The following is a 23372-nucleotide window of genomic DNA, read 5'->3' on the forward strand; positions in this document are numbered from 1 at the left end:
CGGTGGATATAGAAGCCCTTGAATTCCGTGCGGCTTGTTTGCAGGCGGTGCGGAATTTTTTTATCGGCCGCGGCTATTTGGAGCTGGACACTCCGGCACTTGCTCCGGCGCTCATCCCCGAAAGCTGCCTTGAAGTGTTCCGCACGGAATACCTCAAACCCTTTAAAACCGGCGAAGAGGCGGCAGTTCCGCTCTTTCTCGTGCCCTCTCCGGAAGTATTCATCAAGCCGCTTATCGCCGCGCATGGGCGCTCGGTATTTCAGCTTTCCAAATGTTACCGCAACTGCGAATCCGTCGGGCATATTCACAACCCCGAATTTACCATGCTGGAATACTACACCATGCAGGCCGATTACCGCAATTCCATACTGATTACCGAAGCGTTTTTGCAGACAATGGCGCAGGCGGTTGCGGGACTGCCGCTTGCCGACCCCGAATTGGGAGCCGTTCTTTCCAAACCGTTTCTACAGCTGACGATGGACGAAGCCTTTAAACGCTACGCCGGTTTCTCCCTTGCCGAAGCGGAAACGCCGGAGCTTGCACTACATGCGGAACGGCTGGGGCTCGGCGGCAGGGTGCAGTACGAAGGCTGGGCGTGGGATGATTTATACGAACTGCTTTTGGTGCACTGTATAGAGCCGCAGCTCCCGCCCGATGTACCGGTTGCCCTTTTGGATTACCCCGCGCGGGTCCCCTGCCTTGCGCAGGAACGGACGGAAACCCGTACCGCCGCAGACGGCCGCCGTTATATATGGAAGACAAAAGAGCGGTGGGAAGTATATGTACGCGGGGTTGAACTCGCAAATTGTTATACCGAAGAGCGGGACGCCGAAGAAATTAATCACTCTTTTGCTGACGAAGCTGCAAACAAAAACACGACGGCACGGGTACCCCATCCCGTACCGGACAACTTCGGCGGAATATGCGCCCGTATGCCCCCCTGTTCCGGCGTCGCGATGGGCTTTGACCGCCTCATCATGCTGCTCGGCGGCAAAAAAACGCTCAGCTCCTTTCTATACGGCGGGATATAAATGAACTTGACGATACGTACTGTTTATTATATATTTGTACGTACAAGGAGCGATACGTATGCAAGCAAAATTAACGTTAAAAATGGATAAAAATATTATCGATTCGATGAAATGCTATGCGGCAAACAATAATAAAAGTCTTTCCCGGCTAGTTGAAGACTTTTTCAAAGCCTCTATCAAAGAAACAAAAGATATGATTAGTATTTCTCCTCTTGTAAAAGAATTAACAGGAATTATCAACGAAAAAGATTTAGAAAGTAACGGTTATATCGACTATTTGGAAAAAAAATATGACTAAAAAAATTTTTGTCGACTCGGATATCGTTTTAGATGTTCTGTGTAAAAGAGACCCTTACTATGAATATGCGGCAAAAGTTTTTTCATTAGCCGATATGAAAAAGCTGACCGTATATACTACTTCTTTGGTAGTTGCAAATGTCTATTATATTTTGCGCAAGGCAATAGGGATAGAAAAATCGAAAGAAGCATTACGGAAACTACGGCTTTTAGTAAAAATTATTTCGGTAGAGGAACGAGAAGTTGATTTAGCGCTCAATTCATCCTTTTCTGATTTTGAAGATGCACTACAATATTATACTGCAGTCAAGCATGGTATGGAGACCTTACTGACACGGAATATAAAAGACTATAAAGAAAGAGATTTGATCATACAAACCCCTGAACAATTTATAAAAGGTATAACTTCGGCTGCTACATAAATGAACAAGAATTAGAAAACATTGATATTGAATTGGACTAATCAATGTGGAAAATAGTTTATCATCCGAAGGCAATAATGGAAATCATTGTGATTTCTGTACGACAGGATAATGAGGTATATGAAATTGCAGCAAAAATTACATCCGTATATTTATTCTGATTACTTATATAAATATACTTGTAAATATACTTGATTTTTGTAATAAAGCGTTTTATAGTGGTATATAAGAGGTGTGAATATGCCGCAATTATCACTGTATGTTACACAAGACCAGCTGCTTAAAATTGAAAATGAAGCTCATGGAGAAAAAATGTCGCTTTCAAAGTGGGTCGTAAGCAAAATTATGGAAAACATAGAACCTCATTATCCGGACGGCTGGGCTGATTTGTTCGGTTCCGTTTCCGATTCTTCATTTACCAGACCTGATCAACCAAAACTTGAAATACGAGAGGCTCTTTAATGTATTTTGTAGACTCAAACACATGCATTTACTTTATGAATGGAAAGTTTCCGTCTATTCGAGAAAAATTTTTATCAATTTCACCAAAAAATATAAAAATTTCTTCAGTAGTAAAAGGAGAGCTTTTACTGGGTGCATTTAAAAGCCGGACAAGAGAGGCCACTACGGAGAAAGTAGAAAAATTTTTAAAGCCGTTTGAAATTGTAGACTTTACAGATAAAATGTCTTACGATTACGCAGAAATCCGAAAAGATTTGGAGTTTGCAGGTACACCAATAGGCGCAAATGATTTGCTTATAGCTGCGACCGTGCTGCATGAAAACGCGATTCTTATTACTCACAATGTAGATGAATTCTCAAGAGTAAACGGTTTAAAAATTGAAGATTGGGTAGAAGATAACACCTACCCCCCGTTTCAACACTGACATTGCCGCTTATGATTGCTGCAAAAAAGCGGCACCGCATAAAAAAGCCGCCCTTACTAAGGACGGCTTTTTTGCTACCGTGCGTATTCGATAATACGTGTTTCGCGGATAAGCGTTACGCGGATACGGCCGGGATATTTCAGATCGTTTTCAATCTTTTTCGCAATATCCCTTCCCAAGGATTTTACTTCTTGATCGGGTATCTTTTCATTGTTTACTAATACCCGCAACTCGCGGCCTGCTTGGATTGCATAAGCTTTTTCAACGCCCGGGAAACCTTCCGCAATTGCCTCAAGGTTCTCAAGCCGGCGGACATAGTTATCCATCGTTTCGCGGCGTGCACCCGGCCGTGCGGCGGAAATTGCATCGGCAATCTGCACCAATATGGATTCCACGCAAGAAGGCTCTATATCGTTATGGTGCGAACCGACCGCATTTACGATACGCGGATCGAGACTCATCTTCCGTGTCATCTCCATACCAACCTCGGCATGGTTCTTATCGGAATCCGCTTCGGCTCCCTTACCGATATCGTGCAGTAAGCCGCCTCGTTTTGCTATTTCCACATTTGCACCGATTTCCGCAGCAAGCGTACCTGCTAAAATAGCAACCTCTTTGGAATGCTGCAGCACATTCTGCCCGTAACTCGTTCTAAAATGCAGACGGCCGAGCGCACGAACCATCTCCTGTCCCATATCGTGGATGCCGAGGTCAAAGAGCACCTTCTCCCCTTCCTCGTACACGGTCTGCGAAATTTCCCTCGTAACCTTCTGTACGATTTCTTCAATCCGTGCGGGATGTATCCGTCCGTCCAGAATAAGCCGTTCCAATGCAATACGGGCAATTTCCTTCCGTACCGGATCAAAACAGGAAATAACGACTGCTTCGGGCGTATCGTCGATAATAATATCCACGCCGGTTAAGGTTTCCAAAGCGCGTATATTGCGTCCTTCCCGCCCGATAATCCGTCCCTTCATTTCATCGCTCGGCAAACTGACCGTAGAAACGGTTATATCGCTGGTCGTTTCCGTAGTCAGCCGCTGAATGGTCGTAACCAAAATATCACGCGCTTTTTTTTCAGCGGTAAGGTTCGCTTCTTCTTCTATTCTATTGATAAGAACCTGCGCGTCCTTCTTCGCCTCATTTGCAAGGCTCTGGATAATCAAATCCTTGGCCTGAGCCTGTGTTAAACCGGAAATCCGCTCCAGCTCTTCCTTATACCGTTCTTCCTCCCCATCCAAGACTTTTTCACGTTCGTCAAGCGCATCCTTCCGCTCAACGAGTTGCTTTTCATTTTTTTCTGCCAATTCCAGCCGTTTATCCAGCTGTTCTTCTTTTTGGGTTAAGCGGCGTTCCATCCGTTGAAGGTCGCTTCTCCGTTCGCGGTTCTCTCGTTCTTGTTGATTTCTTTCCCGAATAAGTTGTTCTTTTGCCTCAAGAAGAATATCCTTCTTTTGAGCTTCAGCCTCTTTTATAGCCTCCTGTAAAACCCGCTCTGCACGCTGTTCAGAAGCAGATAGTTGAAATCTGGCATACAGCCAGCGAATCGTCCATCCAAGAATTAAACCGATAATTACGAGAGCAATACACACGATCACCATCATGATTCCTGACATGTTTGCTCCTTATAACAGCATATAACTGTCATTTTAAACTTTATACCGAATAACTCAAAATGTCAATGATTTTCTTATTTAGTAGGCACTACGGATAGGGAAAATGCGTGTAAACGGCTCCGAAGAAGGATTTAATGACGGCGAAGAGTTCTTTGCGCCGCTCGGAATCTACCGTGTGAAGCTCTTGCAAAATATGCAGCGAATGGGCAAGTCCGTTGGCGGTTAATTCGCTAAGCGTTTCCGCTCCGGTGCCGAACATCACTTCAAACAGCGTGGTAATAAATTCCTTCCGTTCCGTATCATCAAGACGGGAAAGCCATGTTTGTACGGCTTTTTCCGCAAAATAGCTTTCCTTGGTACGGCCTTCCTGATGTGTTACGAATTCATCCCGCTTAATTTGCCAAGAAAACGCATCATGCTGCCAAAGCGTATTTGCTTCGGAACTTTCGATAACCGTATAATAAGGAAAATACGAAAGCAAAACGCCGACAACGGAAGACTGCGGGATAAAAGAAGCGGTTTTGGGCAAAATTGCCTGAAATCCGTCCCACTGTTTGATATCAAAGGCGAAACCGGGGCCGTCAAAGCAGAATATCCGCTCAATCCGCTCCCGTATCGAAGCGGCGGCGCTTCCCGCTGCATAGAGCGCAAGGTTGCCGCCTTTGGAATGTCCCGCAATAGAGAGCTTTTCGGCGCCGCACGCAACGGCAGATGCCGCCGCCGAAAGGTATTGCACCGCTGCGGAATGCGACGGAACGGCATCCTGCAAACAGAGCAGGCAATCTTCTTTCCAGCCGATAAGCGAATCGTCCGTCCCCCGATACACGATACACACATCGCCTGTCGGAAGGACGGCAGTCAGGGCTGCAAATTGCTTATTTGTAGTTCGGTTCACCTCGTTTACAAACCCCTTTAAAAGGATGGAACCGAAGCGCTCCGTTTCCGCAGCGGCTTTAAGCAAATCGGCGGTGAGCGGGTTGATAAACACACCGAACTCTTCGGGGGTTCCACGTGTAGAATCGGCGGCATAGATACGGGCAGCTTCCCCCAGCGTAATGCCGCCGTTAAATTGTTCGGGTATAATGCCGGAAAAGTTAAGGTAAGAAAGCTGGCACAGAACCAGCGCATCTATTTTGTTGAACGGGCGTACCTCAAATGAAAGGTCGCCGCGCCACTGTACATAATCGGAAAGGTTTGCCATAGAATTTATTTAATTTCTTACTGTTATTTTGCGGCAATCTTGTTATAGAGCGCATCAAGGTCGGCCTGTGAAAAATACGAAATATACACAATGCCTTTTTCAAGATTGCCTTTAATTTCAACCTTTGTGCCGAGCGCATCGATAAACTGCTGCTCAATATCCTTGACCGCAAGCTGCGCGTCATCCGCGTCCGGCTGTTTTGCCTGCTGCGGCTCCGTTTTTTTCTGACCCGTACGACTGCCGCTTTTCAGCTGAGCCGCCTGCATTTCAGCCTCCCGCACGGAAAGCGCGTGCTCCGTAATGCGGGTAAACAGCAGGGTTTGATCCGCCGGATTGATAAGCGAAAGGATTGCCCGTGCATGGCCGGCGGTGATGGCGCCTTTTTCAAGCGCTGTCTGCATCCGGTCGGGCAGCTGTAAAAGCCGCATCGCATTGGCAACCGCCGACCTGCTCTTCCCTACCCTCTTGGCGGTTTCCTCTTGATTGAGGTTGGACAGCTGCATAATTTCCTGATACGCCTTGGCTTCTTCAATCGGGTTGAGATTTTCCCGCTGGATATTTTCGATAAGCGCAATTTCAAGTTTTTTGCTGTTTTCAAATTCGCGGAAGATAACCGGCACCCGCGTAAGCCCCGCTAAAAGCGCCGCCCTCGTTCTCCGCTCCCCGGCAATAATGTAATAGTTTTCGCCGTCTTTTTCCGCAATAATCGGCTGAATAATACCGTGCTCTTTAATTGAAGCGGCAAGCTCCTGCAAGCTTTCCTCGTTAAAAGTACGGCGGGGCTGATACGGATTAGGTTTGAGCAGCGCGGGGTCAAGTTCAACCGGCGCGGAACCGGCGGTAGGCGCTTGCGTACCGGCCGCTTGTGCAGCGGATGCCAGCATCGCAGTTCCCTGCATCGCAGCAGCTTGTGCCTCACCCTGTTGTGAACTTACCGGCCGACCACCGGCCGATTGTGAACCGGCCGCTTGTCCGCCGTTCGGGTACCCGCCGGCAGGCTGCGCGGTATTCGATTGTGCATCGGCAGATTGCGCAACGGCCTCATTCGAGTACAAATCCGTAATATCGGGGGGAATTAGGGAGTCGAGCCCCTTACCTAACGCAGACTTAGGCACGGTCAAGCACCTCCTGAGCGAGTTTTTCATAGCTGCGGGCGCCGATACAGGAGGCATCGTACTTACAGATGGGCAGCCCATGGGAGGGAGCTTCGGAAAGGCGGACGTTACGCGGAATAATCGTGCTGCATACGCGGTCTTTAAAATAGGCGGTAACCTGCTGCACAACTTCCTGCGCCAGCTTTGTCCGGGAATCGTACATCGTAAAAAAGATACCGCCGATTTTAAGATGGGGGTTAATCTTTTCCTGCACTTTTTTAACGGTTTGCAGAAGAAGCGAGAGCCCTTCAAGGGCAAAATATTCGCACTGCAGCGGAATAAACACCTCATCCGCAGCGGCAAGTCCGTTCAGCGTTAAAATTCCCAACGACGGAGGGCAGTCAATTAAAATATATTCATATTCGTCTTTCAGAAGGGCAAGGTTGTCGCGGAGAAAAAATTCACGGGCTTGCTGATCGACCAATTCGATGGTAGCGCCCGATAGATTAATATCGGCGGGGATCGCATACAGGTCTTTAACCGCCGTCGGTTGGACGGTTTTTTGGATAGGAATTTTTCCAGCAATCGCATCATAAATACTCGGCTGCTTTTTTGCAATTCCCACGCCGGACGACATATTTCCCTGCGGATCAAAATCGACAAGCAGCGTTTTCTTTCCTGCCTGTGCAAAATATGCGCCGATATTAACGGCAGACGTGGTCTTTCCTACCCCGCCTTTTTGATTAACAAAAACGATGCTTTTCCCCATACGGGTGAGTATACCGCATTTTCTAAAGAGATAAAAGGGGCATCTTCAGGGTAAAACGCATCAGGCCGTTTTTTTTACAGCCCCGCGGAAAAATTGAGACTATTCGACCGGAACTGCCAAGGATGGCAGTAGTTCCATACAGCAGCGATGTTTTGTGCACACACAAAACTCGCCTTCAACTGTTGTACACGGATGTACAACAGTTGAAGATGGTTCAAATGGTCTCACAGTCTCAATTTTTCCGCGATTTTTATCTATTTTGCCTGATGCGTTTTCCCCTTTGCTGGAAAAATGTGCGAAATTTTAAGCAAAATTTCGCACAGAAGGAAGGCGCCCGCTGAAAATATTTTATAATGCGGTTGCCATGGAGACTCTCTAAAAACTCAGGTATAGTTTTTAGAAGATGCCCAATTTATTGACTTTTCGCTGAATAATGACGATATTTGAAGCTATGAATTCAGATACTTCAAAGACTTTAGATACGCCGAACGAGGCGGATACATCAACTCCGAAAGGAGAAAAAGCGGTTATTCCGATTGAAGAACTTTTACCTAAAAAAATCAATCTTATTCCGCTGAATGGCCGGCCTATTTATCCGGGAATTTTTACCCCGTTGTTGCTCAACGATGCCGACGATATCCGTTCCGTCGAAGAAGCGTACGGCAGCACCGGTTTTATCGGCCTCTCGCTTTTAAAAAACGAGACGGAAGAGCCGGGTGCATCCGATGTGTATCAAATCGGAGCAGCTGCCCGGATTATCAAAAAAATCAATCTGCCTGACGGCGGTATCAATATTCTTATTTCAACCTTAAAGCGGTTTAAAATCCGCAAGATCGTCAACGAGAAGAAACCGATTGTCGTAGCGGTTCAATACCTTGAGGATGAGGAAGAAGATACGGTTGAAGTTAAGGCGCTGCTCCGCGGACTTATCGGAGAGATGAAAGAGCTTTCCGAAAACAATCCGCTTTTTACGGAAGAGATGCGGCTCAACATCGTCAACATCGATCATCCGGGTAAAATTGCAGACTTTACCGCCAGCATTTTAAATATTCCGAAAGAGGATCAGCAGAAGATATTGGAGACCGTTAACGTCCGCGAGCGGATGGAAAAAGTCTTTGTGCATATCAAAAAAGAAAAGGAACTGCTGGATGTCCAACGGAAGATTCAGGCGGATCTGAATACGCGAATTGAAAAAAATCAGCGCGAATACTTCCTGCATGAAGAACTCAAAAGCATCAAAAAAGAGCTGGGCTTGAGTTTCGAGCCTAAGGATGCCGACGAGGAGAAATTCCGCAAGCTGATCGATTCGTTTCATTTTGAAGGTGAAGTAAAAGAGACGATAGAAGCGGAGTTTGAAAAATTCAAGTTCCTTGAACCCAATTCGCCCGAATACATTGTCGGCCGGAATTACCTTGAAACGGCGCTGACTCTCCCGTGGAATCCCCCCGAACCGGAAGCGTATAATATAGATGAAGCAAAAAAGGTTTTGGACGCGGATCACTACGGGTTGGAGGATGTAAAAAAGCGGATTATCGAATACCTTGCGGTACGGAAACTGAAAAACGATACGAAGGGGTCGATTATTTTGCTGGTAGGACCGCCCGGCGTCGGGAAAACGAGCGTCGGCAAATCGATCGCCCGCGCGATGAATAAACCGTTTTTCCGGTTTTCGGTAGGCGGTATGCGGGATGAGGCTGAAATTAAAGGACACCGCAGAACGTATATCGGTGCAATGCCCGGCAAAATTCTGCAAGGGCTAAAAATCGTTAAAACGAAGGCGCCGGTCTTTATGATCGACGAGATCGATAAAATGGGGCAAAGCTATCAGGGCGACCCCTCCAGCGCCTTGCTGGAGGTGCTTGACCCGGAACAGAACGTGTCGTTCCGCGACCACTACCTCGATCTGCCGTTCGACCTGTCTCATATCGTGTTTGTGCTGACGGCGAACACGCTCGACAGCATTCCGCGGCCGCTGCTCGACCGTGCAGAAGTTATCCAACTTGCCGGATACATCGATGCGGGAAAGGTTGAAATTGCAAAGAACTACCTGTTGCCGAAAAGCCTTGAGAAAAACGGCTTAAAGAAAACGCAGGTAAAATATTCCAAGCAGATATTGCTGCATATTGCGAACGGGTACGCACGGGAGGCGGGGGTACGCAACTTTGAAAAGAACCTCGATAAGCTCCACCGGAAAATTGCCGTCGAGCTGGTTACCGGCGAGCGCAGCGAAAAAGACGTGTTTGCACCCGACACCGCCGAAATCGAAAAGATGCTCGGCAAGCCCATCTTCCGCGACGACGATATCAAATATGCGAAAGTTCCCGGTACGGCGATCGGGCTTGCATGGACGAGCATGGGCGGCGATACCCTGTTGATAGAAGCACTGTCGAATAAGGGCAAGGGGCAATTCCGTCTGACCGGTCAGATGGGTAATGTGATGAAGGAATCAGCCTCGATTGCATGGACATGGGTGCGGCACTTTGCCGACGCTCACGGCATCACAAGCGTCAAATGGTTTGAGACTCACGTTATCCACCTGCATATCCCGGAAGGCGCAACCCCAAAAGACGGCCCCTCCGCCGGTATCACGATGACGGTTGCGCTGCTTTCGCTGCTGTCCGGTAAGGTGATTAAGCCTAAGCTTGCGATGACGGGAGAGCTTTCGCTGACCGGTCAGGGGCTCCCGATCGGCGGCTTAAAAGAAAAAACCATCGCCGCCCGCCGCAACGGCATCAAGGAGATTATCATTCCCGCCGCGAATATCCGCGACCTCGAAAAAATACCCGAGCACGTAAAAAAAGGCATTCAGTTCCATCCCGTTACGACGATGGAAGAGGTGATACAACGCTCATTTGCCCACCCCTTTTGAAATATACAGCACATCTACGGCGTTGCTACGCAAATTCCAATCCTCAACGTATCATAGATACGCCTGCGGTTGGGATTTGCTAAGCGCCTTGTATCTGTACTGTCTATTTCAAAAGGCTTACGGAAAGGCTATATACCCCGCTACAGACAATCCTCAACGTATCAGAACCGGCACGGATGTACAGCAGTTAAAGATTGATTCAAATGGTCTCACTGCCTCAATTATTTTGCGATTTTTATATACTCTGCCTGATGCGTTTGCCGCTATTGGTGATAATGTGTACCGCACTGGACAATATACAATTTATTATCTTCCATATTAAAGATAATAAAGAATTCTAATGGTAAATATACATTTGATAGTATAGCCGATATTTTAGCAGCAAGAGATGCAAAACAATTAGAGAAATTAACACAGAAAAGAAACACATAAGGACACTTATCCATAAATCTCGCAAACGGGATGATGGTTTTCAAACTCTTGGAAATTAAATCTTAATCCTGCCTTTAAAGCTGCGCATCAGCGTCAGTTTATCGGTGTATTCCAAATCGCCGCCGACCGGTAGCCCGGACGCGAGGCGGGTAACTTCGACGGGAAAATCACGCAGTACTTTTTGGATATAGAGAGCTGTGGTATCCCCTTCAATAGTCGGATTGGTTGCAAGAATTACTTCTTTTACCGCCGTGCCGCTGCCGATGCGCTTGACGAGGCTTGCGATACGGAGCTGTTCCGGCCCGATGCCTTCGAGCGGTGCGATAACGCCGCCAAGCACGTGAAAAAGCCCGCGGTACTCCCCCATGCTCATTAACGTATAGACATCTTGCGGCTGCTCAACTACGCAGATACAGGAGCCGTCCCGTCCGGGGTCGCTGCAGATAGTGCACACGTCCTGATCGGTAAAAGCCCCGCATATCGGGCACGGCTTGATACTATCGTGCAAATTATACAAACTATCCGCCAACCGATGCGCATAGAGCGGCTCTTGTTTAAGAATATGATATGCGAGCCGGGCGGCGCTTTTTTTTCCGATACCCGGCAGCCGGCATAAATTATCGATAAGATCTTCGAGCGCATTCATTACGACGGCATTCCTCCCGCAAGCGCGGCGAGCGGCCCCACCTTTTCTTTCAGCGTTTCCTTAATTTTCTCCACCGCATCGGTGTGGGCGGAGCGGATAAGGTCTTGCAGCATCTGTATATCGCGGTTATCGACAGCGATGGGATCCAATTCGATTTTTATCATATCGAAGGTTCCGCTCAGCGTTACCTTAACCAAGCCGCCGCCTGAAACGCCCTGTACGCGAAGCGCCGCTATTTCTTCTTGCATTTTACCGAAATGAGCCTGTAAGTCTTTTGCATTTTTCATTAATTCAAACGGATTTATGTTCATTCTTCTTCCTCCGGTTCTTCTTCAACCGCTTTTTTTTGTATGTCGACAATACTGCCCTTGATATTACGCAGCACCATCTCCACTCGTGCGGGTATCGGTGCTTTTTGTACCTTCTCTTCTTGGGCAAGCGTTATTTGTATTTTCAACTCCTTGCCGTAGAGTGCCGATGTCTTTACAGTCAGGATGTTTTTTTCCCGCTGCAGCTGCTGCACTTCAAAAGGCGTATGCACGGACATATACAGCACACCGTCCCGTTCGTTCCAGTTCAGCGTCTTACCGAGCGCCGTCGCAAGCATCGTGTGTTCTATCTGCAGCTGCTGCATAAGAGCCTCTTTGAGCTCATCGATGTTTTGTATGCGGGGCGGCGGCGGGGTTCGGTTCTCCGCCGGAGACTGATTTTCAGCTATAGGACGTCGTATCTGCTGCACCTCCGGCTGCCGTACTGCTGAAGGCTGATGTCCTGCTGCCGAAGGCTGAATCTGCCGTACCGCCGAATGCTGTACATCCTGTTGTTGAGGCGTACCGGCTATTCCGGCTGATGCGGTGTTTCCGTAAGTACCGGCAGCCTTCAGCGAAGAGAAGCCGCCGGTCTTAAAAAAGGGGAGTCAGCCCCGCCTTTTTGCGGCATACCGCTGCCGGGCAGAGCTCTGTTTGCCGTTTGAGCTGCCGGCGGTACGCCCGCAAGCAGCGCTTGAGCCGCATCAAAGGCTTCTTTCAGTTCCTTGGGCGAAACATAGTCGGAAAGCCATGCGAGGCGGGAAACCGTCAATTCCAGCTCATAGCGCGGATTAAGCGAAAAGCGGAGATCTCTGAAAAGCTGCAAAAAAAGATACAGTGCACGCTCAAGCTGCTGCGAATCCCAACCGGTGAGTATTTCCTGAGGAAACCGCTCGACACGCTGCCCGATCAAAGCTTCTTTTGTAATGCCCTGCCGTATCAGCAACAGACTGCGGATATAGTTGGTACAGTCTACGGTGAATTGTTCGGTAGAAACGCCGTTTTGCAGAATAGTGTCAAGGGTAAGCAGCGCAGCGGCGGCATCTTTTTTAACGCAGGCAGTCAGCAGCGCGCCGATCGAATCGGTACCGGTTAAACCGAGTGTATGCTGTATTTTTTCAAAGGTAATATGCCCGTCAGAAAAGGCCGCGACCTGATCGAACAGCGTGTAACAGTCGCGTACGCTTCCGGTAGCTTCCCGCGCAATCCAATACAGCGCTTCGTCGTCAGCCTCGATATGCAGCTCCGCCGCAGCCTCCGCTAAGGCCTGTTTAAGAACTTCGACATCGACCAATTTAAAGTTGAAGTGCTGGCAGCGGCTTTTGATGGTTGCCGGCACCTTATGCAATTCGGTTGTCGCAAAAATAAAGATAACGTAAGGAGGCGGCTCTTCAATCGTTTTAAGCAAGGCATTAAAAGCGCTTGTAGAAAGCATGTGCACTTCGTCGATAATGTAAATCTTATACCGGCTGGTATTGGGCGGAAAGAGAATTTCGTCCTTGATTTGCCGCACATCGTTGACGCTCGTATTCGATGCGCCGTCTATTTCGATAACATCGATACTAGAACCGGCCGTAATTTCGCGGCAAGAGGTACAAACCCCGCAGGGAGTAGCGACGGTTCCCGTTTCACAGTTGAGCGCTTTTGCTAAGATACGAGCCGAACTGGTTTTACCGCATCCGCGCGGCCCCGAAAAAAGATACGCATGGGCTATTTTTCCCGCTTCAATGGATTTTTGCAGCGTTGCCGCAACAAAATCCTGCCCTAATAAATCTTCAAACCGCTGAGGCCTGCGCCGTGTCGCAGTTACTTGGTACTCCATCCGAATATCATATCATAAATTGAACTTTGGATAAAGGGTATACCTTTTGAAATCAAACATTAGTGTTTCTTCTTAAACACGACTCTTTCTATTCGTACGGGGTTTAATACCCTCAGTTCCTCTACCGCCATAGAGTCGTTTTAGACATATTGGCGACTTACATAACCTGTTAGCTGCTACTCCGCTAAAAATTCCTCTATCGTATCTACCAGATCGTTGAAATTATTACGAAGGCGATTCATCAATATTCGAGTACGCTTACTGTTATAGGACGGCATAGCACCTGATGGCAAAAATAATTCATACGGTTCGACTTCAAGCGCCGCGGCAATAGAAGCAATCGTCTCAAATTTTCCGATTTTCTTTTGATTTTCAATTTCGCTTATATATGAGCTTGTAATACCGACTCGTTCAGCCAACCGCTCCTGCGTCAGTTTTTTAGATAAGCGTAACCGCTTTATGTTTTCCGAATACAATTTTATCAATTCAAGTTCAGTCATAATGGTATTATAAAATTACGATTTGATGGAAAGAATATACAAATCGCTATAATATTACATCAATGTGCCGATAATATTAGCGATTAGTTACTTTAATGCTAATATTATCATCTTTTTGCTAAAAATTATCACAAATAGTGAGCGGAGCCGTTATGCCGTATACTGAAACCCCTGAAACAAATGCGCTTAAAAACCGTATTGAAAAGGTACTTGCAGCAGTGCCTGATTTTGTAGAACCGGCTGCCGATGAAAAACAAAAACCGAGATTAAAAATTAACGTGATAAAGGATTGTGCAGAACGCGGCGACATAAAACTGCTCGCACCCTTGCTCAAAAACAGCTCCATAAAAAAAGCCTTTTTTACTCCGGTTTTAGATAGTTTTGTTTTTAATACGGCGAGATTTAAAGAATTTCTGGAATATTCCTCCGCCTGTAATTCATACTCGAAATACCTCGGGCAAAAAATCGGCTTGTATATGGGAGACATTCCATTGATCGACCGGAGCGAAGTTGTCTTGAATTTTCCGTTCAAAGACTGCGTATTGGAAGGCGGTCAGCGTAAAGAAGACGGTTTGGATGCTTATTTTGAATACAATGACAAAGAGCAGAGATACGAGGAAAAAACGAGTAAACGCCGAGAGATCTTTTATAATGAGGTTCTTGCTCGCGATGAAATAGACAGTTTGTTTTCCCCGAAAGCATTTTGCAATGCAAAGCGCTATGAAGCTGGAAAATCTTCTCTCTGTAAAAAATTAAACCGCGATGCCGAGTTGAACAAAAAACGTGGGCTTCCGGAAGATACCATCACCGATAATTTGATAATTAAAGGAAATAATTTACTTGCGCTTCATTCGCTTAAAGAAGAATTTACAGGCAAGGTAAAGCTTATTTACATAGACCCGCCGTACAATACGGGAAATGACAGTTTTGCATACAATGATAATTTTAATCATTCCAGCTGGCTCACCTTTATGAAAAATCGGCTTGAAATTGCACGGGAACTATTAAAAGAAGACGGGGCAATTTTTGTACAATGCGATGACAACGAACAAGCTTATTTAAAATTGTTGATGGATGATGTATTCGGAAGAGAAAATTTTGTAGTGGATTTAATTTGGCGAAAAAAAACCGGAGGCGGACAAGATACGGCTTTTTTTGCAATTGAGCATGAGAATATATTAGTTTTTAAGAAAAAAGAATGGAAAATTTTCGAAGAAACAAAGGAAGTAAATGAAACAGATTTTATAAAAACAATAAATGGAAAATCTGCGAATCTGATAAAACTTGAAAAATGGGGAACGGCGCCATATAAAGAAGACCGTCCATCCCTATATTATGCTATCAAAGATCCCGATAACAATGATTTTTTTCCTACTGCGCCTGATGGACGAGATGGACGATGGCGAAAAAAACCCGAATCTCTCGATAAGAACCATATCTATTGGGATAAACGAAACGGTAAGTGGAAACCGTATGAAGTTTTTTATTTTGAAGAAGCAAAAGATAAAATTCAAAAAGAACGCAGTATTTGGTTGGAATATGGAAATACCACAGAAGCTGCGAATGAAATAAAACAACTATTTGATATAAAAGTTTTCCAAACTCCAAAGCCGGAAAAGTTATTAGAAAAAATATTGGCAATCTCAACTTCCGAATCCGATATTGTTCTCGACCACCATCTTGGTTCAGGTACGACTGCTGCTGTTGCACATAAAATGAATCGTCAGTATATCGGTGTTGAACAAATGGATTATATCGATACGGTTACGGTAGAACGGCTTAAAAAAGTCATTGAGGGTGAACAGGGCGGAATCTCAAAACTTGAGAACTGGCACGGCGGCGGGTCGTTTGTTTACATGGAACTTGCTGAAAAGAACGAACAAGCAGTACGGCTGATTGGAGCGTGCAAAAATGTTGAAGAGCTTATTTTCCTATTCGACGAACTGTGCCGTAAATATTTTTTGCACTACAGCGTCCGTATAAAGGAATTTCATGAAGAAGTCAAAACAGATCGCTTTCAATCGCTCTCATTGAAAGAGCAAAAAGAAATGTTTTGCCGTATGCTTGATTTAAATCAGCTCTACATTAATGCGGATGACCGGCACGACGATAACACAGGGCTCAGCACGGATGATATTGCGATTACGGAAGATTTTTATCGGCTACGTGGCAATGATAAGGAAAATAGGTAATGCTTATCGATAAAATTCAAAATCAAAAAGAAATTCTTGACGAAAGCGATTATGCAATTCCTTTATATATAACGGATAATTTAAAATATCCGTTATATGACTGGCAGTGTACAGCATTGGAAAATTTTCTTATCAATGAGAAACTTCGTTCAAAACTGCTTAAAAAAGGTGAAATACTTTCACCGAATCACCTTATGTTCAATATGGCTACGGGAAGCGGTAAAACACTCGTTATGGCTGCACTCATTTTGTATTATTACAAACAGGGATACAGGAATTTTATCTTTTTTGTCAATCAAAATGCCATTCTTGGAAAGACACAGGCAAATTTTATCGACACAAAGCATACTAAATATCTATTCAAAGAAAATGTCGTCATTGACGGCAGACGAGTTGCATTTCGGGAAGTCGATATGTTTTCCGATTTTTGCGATGACGTACAGATAAAATTTACAACAATTCAGAAACTGCATAATGATATTTATAAAGAAAGCGAAAACTCCGTATTGCTTTCGGACTTACAAAAACGTGATGTTATTTTATTCGGTGATGAAGCGCACCACTTAAATGCAAGTACGACAAAGAAAAAACAAAAAACTCTTTCAGATGAAGTTTCTTTTATCGGAGAATTAAAAAATTCTGCAAAAGAAGACGATATTGAACGTTCGTGGGAACATACGGTGTGTCATTGTATTTTAAACAAAGACGGTAAAAATCAAAACGGAAACAAGAATGCGCTTTTGGAATTTACTGCAACGGTTCCGAACACATCTGAAGTGTTACAAAAGTATGAAGATAAAATAATTATCAAATTTGAACTAAAAGACTTCGTTGAAGCGGGCTGTACAAAACATATCCGCCTTGTTCGATCGAATCTTGAATTAAACGAAAGAATTTTGCAGGCTTTACTTTTAAACTGGTACCGCTATCGCATTGCGCTTAAACTAGGAATTCCGAATTTTAAACCGGTGATTCTTTTTAGAAGCAAAACAATTGAATCTTCAAAAGCCGATTGTGAAAAGTTTATTGCATTATGCAAATCCGTAACAGCATCCGACTTTAACTTTGTTCATAATCTTTCAAAAATAAACATGCCTGCTGATGATCCAATTCCATCATCATATACCGTGAGTGGCAATATCTTTGCGCGGATTCTGTTATATCTAAAAGAGAATGAATATTCTTTTGAAAATGTTGCTGCTTATATCCGTGAAAATTTTCAAGAGCGTACTACCATCATCACAAACAGTAAGACAAATACAACCAAAAAAGAAAAAACGGATTCTGAGATAGACCGGCTTTTAAACAGTTTGGAAGATTACAGTAATCATGTTAGAGCAATTTTTACTGTGCAACGTCTTACCGAGGGCTGGGATGTGCTGAACTTATACGACATTGTCCGACTGTATACGGGACGTGATACGGATACTAAAACGCACAAGGCCGGTACAAGCACAACAAGTGAAGTTCAGCTGATAGGACGCGGGGTACGTTATTTTCCATTTATTTATAACGATATGCCGATTAATCGCCGTAAATTCGATGATGATATCGGTAATGAGCTGCGTATGTTGGAAGAGTTCTATTTTCATTCCGATGAAGATCATCGTTATATCAATGAATTATCGAATGAACTCAAAAACAGGGGCTTGATGGCAGAAAAACGGACGCAAAAAATTTTCCCTGTAAAACCGAAGCAGCAAGAGATACTGAACGGAATGTATTTATTTGTGAATGACAGAATTGAAAACCCTGCACGTAGACTAAAAAAGCTCCCTGATAATTTTCAAAATCTTTCTCCGTTTGAGTACAGAATTACTACAAGTCAGTATTCTGAAATACGGAAAGTTGATTTTCAAAAAGAAGATACGTATATTGCGGCTGAAAGCGGTCAATTAAAAACAGAAGAACTAAAATTTTCCGATATTCCGACTCATATAAAATATAAAGCTATTCATCGCCTTAATACAAATGCCGCTTCCTACTATAGTGGAGTGATACAATAAAAGTGCAGCGCCAAAATTGCCGAAAAAGAGAGGAGGAAGGGCAATGAAACGGTACGATGAGAACTTTAAAATCGAGGCATTGAAGCTGTCGGACGAGATCGGAGTGAAGAAGGCGTGTGAACAGCTTAATGTGAACTACGGAACATTAGCAGGCTGGAGAAAGCAGCGGGTAAAGAAAAACAAAGAAGGAAAAAGTACAGATGCTGATATTCAAAGAGAGAACAGCCGCCTCAAGAAAGAAATAGCCGAGCTTAAAAGTGCGAATGAGATACTCAAGGATGCACTCGGTTTTTTCGTTCAAGACCGGAAGAAATAGAAAAGGATGGTCTTTTTGCTTACATCCACCACCGTACTGCTGACAAGCAATTTTCAGCACGGATGCTGTGCGCTGTTCTTCCGGTCAGCGAAAGCGGTTTTTATAAATGGAAGAGAAACAGGAAAAAAGTGAAAGCATGGCAGAAACTGCTCGCTCAAATGCATAAAATTCTCGATGAGGATGAAGAAAACAAGAACTATGGGGTGAGGCGTATGCAGATAGCACTTGAACAACGGGGCATTAAGCGTTCATTGTCGACGGTAAGACGCGCGATGGCACGAGGAAATCTGCTGCATGAAGACAGAAAAAGCCCTGACGGTCTTACAAAAGCCGACAAAAAGGCGATGAGACCGCAGAATATCATCAAACAAGACTTTAGTGCACAAGAGCCTTTGAGAAAATTGCTGACGGATATAACTCAGATACCATGCAAAGATGGAAAGCTGTACGTATCACCTCTTTTTGACTGCTATAATGGGGAGATCATTTCTCTTGCAATGGACACAAACATGAAAAAGGAACTATGTATAAAAACGATAACGGAGGCATACAAGAATTTTGATATACCAAGTGGAGCGATAATTCACAGCGATTGCGGAAGCCAGTATACAAGCGATGAGTACAAAAAGACGCTCGGACAGCTGCATGCGGTGCAGAGTATGAGTGGAGTTGGGAAATGCTGGGATAATGCCCGGATGGAAAGCTGGTTTGCAACGCTGAAAAAGGAAAAGATCTATCAGCTTGATACAACAAAACTGACCGTGGAGGAGGTCAAGACAATCGTCTGGAGATACACGTTTGCTTATTACAACACGAAACGTATCACGACAGTAAATCCCGATGGCTTACCTCCACTGGTATACAGGAAAACAGCAGCTAAAAAAAGTGCTGCTTAAATACATTTGGGGTATTTAGGCACTGCACTAATATTGACTATTCCAATAGTTTTGAGAATATATTATGCCGATTTAATGTTCGGAGTATGAAAGAATTTTTTGATTTCATAAAAGATATAAAAATTAGGCTCACGCATGATACAGACAAATATGAAAATCTCCCGAATAAAAAAATGCTGGAAATGTGTGAAATTTTTTTTGCTTACCTGCAAAAGGAATTGGAACAATTCGATAAGCCGTATAAAGGAACGGATTTTCGGTTGATAAAATTTTCGGATATGTTTTCGTTCGATCAACAAAAAGGCAAAATATGTTTTACTAAAGAAAGACTTATTTCCATCGATGAACAGGCACCGGAAACACAGGAAAACAAGACATTGGAAAAAGAATTACAAGCTGCAAATTGGTATGCGCTCGATGCATTTTGGGGCACAAGCGAAGAACGGAATTTAATTCAATTCATAAAAGACCGAAAATCAAATTTGCTTACCAATTACGATTCTTTTCAGTTGCTCCGAAATGAAGAAGTCTATAAGATTTTTGATTTTGATACCGGTCGCGGATTTCAACCTGATTTTTTATTATTTCTGCACGGAAAAGCCGGCAACCCTAATGCATATTATCAGGTCTTTATCGAACCGAAAGGCAAGCATCTTGCGGGAGACGACAACGACGGTTGGAAACAAGCTTTTCTGGAAGAAATCAGTCGACGCTACGGAAAAGAGCATATCGTTATGGAACATAACAGTTCGTACGTGTTAATAGGATTACCGTTTTTTAACACCGAAGATAAGGGGTTGAAATCAAAATTTACGGAAAATTTTGAAAAGACAATTCTACCTCGCCATTAGTCAATCAAACTTACCTCGGATAGCAGGGCAACCGCTTAAAATGCTCCTGATATGTTTGTCCTGCATTCCAGCCTTGCATAGAATGAAAAATATGCGTAAACTTCTTTTATTATGGAGAGTTTACAAACCGAAGTACTGCAGCGGGTTGCTGCGTTTAAAAAACAAATGGCCGTATCCGTCATCGGGCAGGAACAGCTGATCGACGATATTCTGGTCGCATATATTGCGGGCGGGCATGTGCTGCTGGAAGGAGCGCCCGGCCTTGCCAAAACCTTAACGGTACGAACATTCGCCGATCTTTCACAGTTAAGTTTTAAACGCATCCAGTTTACTCCCGACTTACTGCCTGCCGACCTTACCGGAACGCTCATTTTTGATTCTATCGCACACCGCTTTTCGGTACGCAAAGGGCCGCTATTTGCACATCTGGTACTGGCCGATGAAATCAACCGGGCGCCGGCAAAGGTTCAGTCCGCGCTGCTCGAGGCGATGGCGGAAGGACAGGTTACCATCGGCGAAACGAGCTATCCGCTTCCCGAACCGTTTTTCGTGCTCGCAACCCAAAACCCGATAGAACAGGAAGGTACCTACCCTCTTCCCGAAGCGGAACTCGACCGCTTCCTGTTTAAACTCTTCGTCCCCTATCCTAAGCCGGCGGATGAGCTGGTCATCATGTTGAAAAGCGAGAACATCACCGCTTCGGCAAAAAAAACACAGACGCCCGAAACCGAATCGATTCTTTCCGTCGACACGCTTCATACCATCCGCAAAGGAGTTGAATCCGTACGCTGTACGGAAGGCCTGCACGAATACATTATCTCGTTGGTTACGGCGACCCGCCCCATCATCGAAAAACGCGAAGAGCTGCCCCGCGGGAGCTACCTCAGCTACATCACCGTCGGAGCATCCCCCCGCGCAAGCATCGCCCTTTACCGATGCTCAAAGATACGGGCGTTTTTAAACGGACGCGACTATGTCCTGCCCGAAGACGTAAAGGCACTCGCCTACCCCATCCTGCGCCACCGCTTAAAGCTTTCGTATGAAGCGAGCGCGGAAAATATTAGCGCCGATGAAATTATCGCCGAGCTGCTCGAACTTATCCCGCAGCCGTAACATATTGGAGGAACTATGAATAAAGAACTTGACGCCGTAGCGCTTTCGATACGGAGCCTTTCAATCGATGCAATCGAAAAAGCCAATTCCGGTCATCCCGGACTGCCGCTCGGCGCTGCCGAACTCGCGGCGGTTTTATATGCAAAAATTTTACGCCACAACCCGAAAAATCCCCAATGGGCAGACCGCGACCGGTTTGTCCTGTCGGCAGGGCACGGGTCTATGCTCTTGTATGCCGCGCTGCATCTAGCCGGCTATGATCTTTCGCTCGACGACATCCGCTCTTTCAGACAGGTCGGTTCCCGCTGCGCAGGACATCCCGAATACGGGCTCACCCCCGGCGTAGAAGCCACCACCGGCCCACTCGGCCAAGGCGTATCTACCGCAGTCGGTATGGCGATCGCCGAATCGATGCTGGCAGCGCGGTTCAACACCGGCGATTACCGCATTGTCGATCATTATACGTATGCGCTGGTAGGAGAAGGCTGTTTAATGGAAGGCGTTTCTTCCGAAGCATCGAGTCTTGCCGGTACGCTGAAGCTCGGCAAGCTCATCGTGTACTACGATAAAAATAATATTACGATAGACGGTTCAACCGACATCGCCTTTACCGAAGATGTCGCAAAGCGGTACGAGGCCTACGGCTGGCAGGTGCTGCACGGCTCGATGTATTCATACAGCGATATAGAGCAGCTAACGGTGGAGGCAAAAAAAGACCCGCGCCCCTCGCTCATTATCCTTGATTCAGTGATCGGAAAGGGAGCCCCCGCCGTCGAAGGAACCGCAGCCGCACACGGCTCTCCGCTCGGTCAAGAGAAGCTGGCGCAGGCAAAGAAGACGCTGGGGCTTGATCCTGCAAAACAGTTCTTTGTCGCCCCCGAAGCCTACCGTTATTTTGAAGAGCGGCAAAAGGAGTTTGCTCAAGCGGAAGCGGACTGGAATAGCAGCTTTGCCGCATGGAGCGCCGCCTACCCCGAACGGCGCAAAGAATGGGAGCACAGCTTTGTACAAGGCGGTATCGACCAAGCCGTACTCGACGCCGTTGCCGATCCTGTCTTTAAAAAAGATGAAATGATTGCGACGCGGGCGGCTTCCAAAACCGCACTAAACGCTTTTGCAAAGGCATTCCCGAATCTCGTCGGCGGTTCGGCGGACTTGCAGGGGCCGAATGCGGTCGCCTTGCAGGATACCCAATCCTTTACCGCCGCAACGCCGCAGGGACGGTACATCCACTTCGGTATCAGAGAATTCGCGATGGCAACGATTACCAACGGTATTCAGCTGCACGGCGGCTTCCGCGCCTTCTGCGCAACCTTTGCCGTGTTCTCCGACTATCTGCGTCCGGCGCTCCGGCTCGCGGCGCTGATGCGCATCCCTTCTATTTTTGTATTGACCCACGACTCCATCTTTGTCGGCGAGGACGGGCCTACCCATCAGCCGGTGGAAACGCTCGCAAGTCTCCGCGCAATTCCGAACCTGCTGGTAATCCGCCCTGCCGATGCGGAAGAAACCGCCGTCGCATGGAGAATTGCGCTGGAGCAGAAAGACCGTCCGGTCTGTTTAATACTGAGCCGCCAAAACCTGCCGATACTGGAAAAAGCCGAACCTCAGTGGAAAGCTCTGATGAAAGCAGCCGGCAGCTATACCGTAAAAGGTACGGACGGCACGCCCGATGTAACGATACTTGCAACCGGTTCCGAAGTCAGCCTTGCCTGCGAAGCCGCAGAACTCGCCGCTCCGAAAAAAGTACGGGTTGTTTCCATTCCGTCGAAAGAGCTTCTGGATGCACAAACGAATCCGTTTAAAGCACAGCTGGTCGGTAACAGCAACACCCGTATAATGGTTGCCGAAGCCGGTGTCAAACAGGGCTGGGAAGGCTGGGTACGGTCGCCGGAGAAGGATATCTTCTCGATAGATCGTTTCGGCGAATCGGGACCCGCAAAAAAAGTTGCGGAACATCTCGGATTTACCGCCGAAGCGCTTGCCGCCAATATTAAAGACTTCGGTTAATCGAATAAAAGGACTGCGTTTACAGCAGGGCAAACAAGGGGGCTATCTTCGATAGCGGAAATGCTCCGACAGAACTGTAAACGCAAGAAAGGCG

At 46.0% G+C, this 23372-nt stretch carries 22 protein-coding genes; 13 read left to right on the top strand and 9 right to left on the bottom strand.

Annotated features, from left to right (window positions below; all coding sequences use genetic code 11):
- Positions 1–2: 2 nt before the first annotated feature.
- The 5 genes from HMPREF1222_RS02960 to vapC all read left to right on the top strand — a co-directional run bounded on the left by HMPREF1222_RS02960 (position 3) and on the right by vapC (position 2637).
- Complete coding sequence (locus HMPREF1222_RS02960) at positions 3–1031, top strand: EF-P lysine aminoacylase GenX (RefSeq protein ID WP_016518146.1); 1029 nt, start codon at positions 3–5, stop codon at positions 1029–1031.
- A 58-nt stretch (positions 1032–1089) separates the two neighbouring features.
- A complete protein-coding gene (locus tag HMPREF1222_RS02965) occupies positions 1090–1329 on the top strand; it encodes a DUF6364 family protein (protein ID WP_006189242.1) in 240 nt (79 codons plus the stop codon).
- Positions 1322–1750, top strand: coding sequence for a type II toxin-antitoxin system VapC family toxin (locus tag HMPREF1222_RS02970; protein WP_016518147.1), 429 nt, complete (start codon positions 1322–1324; stop codon positions 1748–1750). Before HMPREF1222_RS02965 ends, HMPREF1222_RS02970 begins: the two co-directional genes overlap by 8 nt.
- A gap of 240 nt (positions 1751–1990) precedes the next feature.
- Positions 1991–2212, top strand: a complete 222-nt coding sequence (locus HMPREF1222_RS02975; RefSeq protein WP_006189240.1) for a hypothetical protein — start codon at positions 1991–1993, stop codon at positions 2210–2212.
- Positions 2212–2637, top strand: coding sequence for a type II toxin-antitoxin system tRNA(fMet)-specific endonuclease VapC (gene vapC / locus HMPREF1222_RS02980; RefSeq protein WP_006189239.1), 426 nt, complete (start codon positions 2212–2214; stop codon positions 2635–2637). The genes HMPREF1222_RS02975 and vapC overlap by 1 nt, the downstream gene beginning before the upstream one ends.
- A gap of 74 nt (positions 2638–2711) precedes the next feature.
- Here vapC and rny read toward each other — a convergent pair whose 3' ends face one another.
- The 4 genes from rny to HMPREF1222_RS03000 all read right to left on the bottom strand — a co-directional run bounded on the left by rny (position 2712) and on the right by HMPREF1222_RS03000 (position 7317).
- The gene (rny, locus tag HMPREF1222_RS02985) at positions 2712–4253 is read right to left on the bottom strand and encodes a ribonuclease Y (protein WP_016518149.1); all 1542 of its coding nucleotides are present in this window, start codon (positions 4251–4253) and stop codon (positions 2712–2714) included.
- A gap of 88 nt (positions 4254–4341) precedes the next feature.
- A complete protein-coding gene (locus tag HMPREF1222_RS02990; RefSeq protein WP_016518150.1) occupies positions 4342–5454 on the bottom strand; it encodes an Mbeg1-like protein in 1113 nt (370 codons plus the stop codon).
- Between the two features lie 23 nt (positions 5455–5477).
- Positions 5478–6338, bottom strand: coding sequence for a ParB/RepB/Spo0J family partition protein (locus HMPREF1222_RS02995; protein WP_244870158.1), 861 nt, complete (start codon positions 6336–6338; stop codon positions 5478–5480).
- Between the two features lie 223 nt (positions 6339–6561).
- Complete coding sequence (locus HMPREF1222_RS03000) at positions 6562–7317, bottom strand: ParA family protein (RefSeq protein ID WP_006190229.1); 756 nt, start codon at positions 7315–7317, stop codon at positions 6562–6564.
- 433 nt (positions 7318–7750) lie between these two features.
- Between HMPREF1222_RS03000 and lon the strand changes: the two genes are divergently transcribed.
- Positions 7751–10186, top strand: coding sequence for an endopeptidase La (gene lon, locus HMPREF1222_RS03010; RefSeq protein ID WP_016518152.1), 2436 nt, complete (start codon positions 7751–7753; stop codon positions 10184–10186).
- 487 nt (positions 10187–10673) lie between these two features.
- On the opposite strand, the gene recR is transcribed toward lon, so the two are convergent.
- The 5 genes from recR to HMPREF1222_RS03035 form a co-directional block, all read right to left on the bottom strand.
- A complete protein-coding gene (gene recR, locus HMPREF1222_RS03015) occupies positions 10674–11264 on the bottom strand; it encodes a recombination mediator RecR (RefSeq protein ID WP_016518153.1) in 591 nt (196 codons plus the stop codon).
- On the bottom strand, positions 11264–11575 hold the full coding sequence (locus HMPREF1222_RS03020; protein ID WP_006190237.1) for a YbaB/EbfC family nucleoid-associated protein: 312 nt from the start codon (positions 11573–11575) through the stop codon (positions 11264–11266). The genes recR and HMPREF1222_RS03020 overlap by 1 nt, the downstream gene beginning before the upstream one ends.
- Positions 11572–12003: a DNA polymerase III subunit gamma/tau gene (locus HMPREF1222_RS03025; RefSeq protein ID WP_244870106.1), complete on the bottom strand. Its 432-nt coding sequence runs from the start codon at positions 12001–12003 to the stop codon at positions 11572–11574. Before HMPREF1222_RS03025 ends, HMPREF1222_RS03020 begins: the two co-directional genes overlap by 4 nt.
- Before the next feature lie 140 nt (positions 12004–12143).
- Positions 12144–13394: a DNA polymerase III subunit gamma/tau gene (gene dnaX / locus HMPREF1222_RS03030; protein WP_016518155.1), complete on the bottom strand. Its 1251-nt coding sequence runs from the start codon at positions 13392–13394 to the stop codon at positions 12144–12146.
- A gap of 176 nt (positions 13395–13570) precedes the next feature.
- Positions 13571–13894: a helix-turn-helix domain-containing protein gene (locus tag HMPREF1222_RS03035; RefSeq protein ID WP_016518156.1), complete on the bottom strand. Its 324-nt coding sequence runs from the start codon at positions 13892–13894 to the stop codon at positions 13571–13573.
- A 152-nt stretch (positions 13895–14046) separates the two neighbouring features.
- Between HMPREF1222_RS03035 and HMPREF1222_RS12365 the strand changes: the two genes are divergently transcribed.
- From HMPREF1222_RS12365 to tkt, 7 genes are all read left to right on the top strand, one after another.
- Positions 14047–16086, top strand: coding sequence for a site-specific DNA-methyltransferase (locus HMPREF1222_RS12365; RefSeq protein WP_016518157.1), 2040 nt, complete (start codon positions 14047–14049; stop codon positions 16084–16086).
- Positions 16086–18092, top strand: a complete 2007-nt coding sequence (locus HMPREF1222_RS03045) for a DEAD/DEAH box helicase family protein (protein ID WP_016518158.1) — start codon at positions 16086–16088, stop codon at positions 18090–18092. The genes HMPREF1222_RS12365 and HMPREF1222_RS03045 overlap by 1 nt, the downstream gene beginning before the upstream one ends.
- 43 nt (positions 18093–18135) lie before the next feature.
- The gene (locus HMPREF1222_RS03050) at positions 18136–18408 is read left to right on the top strand and encodes a transposase (protein WP_016517724.1); all 273 of its coding nucleotides are present in this window, start codon (positions 18136–18138) and stop codon (positions 18406–18408) included.
- A gap of 23 nt (positions 18409–18431) precedes the next feature.
- Positions 18432–19304: an IS3 family transposase gene (locus tag HMPREF1222_RS03055; protein ID WP_280452028.1), complete on the top strand. Its 873-nt coding sequence runs from the start codon at positions 18432–18434 to the stop codon at positions 19302–19304.
- 86 nt (positions 19305–19390) lie between these two features.
- On the top strand, positions 19391–20155 hold the full coding sequence (locus HMPREF1222_RS03060) for a hypothetical protein (RefSeq protein ID WP_016518159.1): 765 nt from the start codon (positions 19391–19393) through the stop codon (positions 20153–20155).
- 111 nt (positions 20156–20266) lie between these two features.
- The gene (locus HMPREF1222_RS03065; protein ID WP_006190243.1) at positions 20267–21268 is read left to right on the top strand and encodes an AAA family ATPase; all 1002 of its coding nucleotides are present in this window, start codon (positions 20267–20269) and stop codon (positions 21266–21268) included.
- A 15-nt stretch (positions 21269–21283) separates the two neighbouring features.
- Positions 21284–23278: a transketolase gene (gene tkt, locus HMPREF1222_RS03070; protein ID WP_016518160.1), complete on the top strand. Its 1995-nt coding sequence runs from the start codon at positions 21284–21286 to the stop codon at positions 23276–23278.
- Positions 23279–23372: the final 94 nt, after the last annotated feature.

Origin of the sequence: Treponema vincentii F0403 (genome assembly GCF_000412995.1) — a bacterium.
GTDB lineage: Bacteria > Spirochaetota > Spirochaetia > Treponematales > Treponemataceae > Treponema > Treponema vincentii.

Coding starts and splice junctions, on each gene's coding strand:
- recR (WP_016518153.1), bottom strand. CDS start 11,264: ATGAATGCGCTCGAAGATCTTATCGATAATTTATGCCGGCTGCCGGGT.
- HMPREF1222_RS03060 (WP_016518159.1), top strand. CDS start 19,391: ATGAAAGAATTTTTTGATTTCATAAAAGATATAAAAATTAGGCTCACG.
- dnaX (WP_016518155.1), bottom strand. CDS start 13,394: ATGGAGTACCAAGTAACTGCGACACGGCGCAGGCCTCAGCGGTTTGAA.
- HMPREF1222_RS02995 (WP_244870158.1), bottom strand. CDS start 6,338: ATGCTGGCATCCGCTGCACAAGCGGCCGGTACGCAAGCGCCTACCGCC.
- HMPREF1222_RS02970 (WP_016518147.1), top strand. CDS start 1,322: ATGACTAAAAAAATTTTTGTCGACTCGGATATCGTTTTAGATGTTCTG.
- HMPREF1222_RS12365 (WP_016518157.1), top strand. CDS start 14,047: ATGCCGTATACTGAAACCCCTGAAACAAATGCGCTTAAAAACCGTATT.
- HMPREF1222_RS03050 (WP_016517724.1), top strand. CDS start 18,136: ATGAAACGGTACGATGAGAACTTTAAAATCGAGGCATTGAAGCTGTCG.
- HMPREF1222_RS03000 (WP_006190229.1), bottom strand. CDS start 7,317: ATGGGGAAAAGCATCGTTTTTGTTAATCAAAAAGGCGGGGTAGGAAAG.
- HMPREF1222_RS03045 (WP_016518158.1), top strand. CDS start 16,086: ATGCTTATCGATAAAATTCAAAATCAAAAAGAAATTCTTGACGAAAGC.
- lon (WP_016518152.1), top strand. CDS start 7,751: ATGACGATATTTGAAGCTATGAATTCAGATACTTCAAAGACTTTAGAT.
- HMPREF1222_RS02990 (WP_016518150.1), bottom strand. CDS start 5,454: ATGGCAAACCTTTCCGATTATGTACAGTGGCGCGGCGACCTTTCATTT.
- HMPREF1222_RS03020 (WP_006190237.1), bottom strand. CDS start 11,575: ATGAACATAAATCCGTTTGAATTAATGAAAAATGCAAAAGACTTACAG.
- tkt (WP_016518160.1), top strand. CDS start 21,284: ATGAATAAAGAACTTGACGCCGTAGCGCTTTCGATACGGAGCCTTTCA.
- HMPREF1222_RS03035 (WP_016518156.1), bottom strand. CDS start 13,894: ATGACTGAACTTGAATTGATAAAATTGTATTCGGAAAACATAAAGCGG.
- HMPREF1222_RS02975 (WP_006189240.1), top strand. CDS start 1,991: ATGCCGCAATTATCACTGTATGTTACACAAGACCAGCTGCTTAAAATT.
- HMPREF1222_RS02965 (WP_006189242.1), top strand. CDS start 1,090: ATGCAAGCAAAATTAACGTTAAAAATGGATAAAAATATTATCGATTCG.
- vapC (WP_006189239.1), top strand. CDS start 2,212: ATGTATTTTGTAGACTCAAACACATGCATTTACTTTATGAATGGAAAG.
- HMPREF1222_RS03065 (WP_006190243.1), top strand. CDS start 20,267: ATGGAGAGTTTACAAACCGAAGTACTGCAGCGGGTTGCTGCGTTTAAA.
- rny (WP_016518149.1), bottom strand. CDS start 4,253: ATGTCAGGAATCATGATGGTGATCGTGTGTATTGCTCTCGTAATTATC.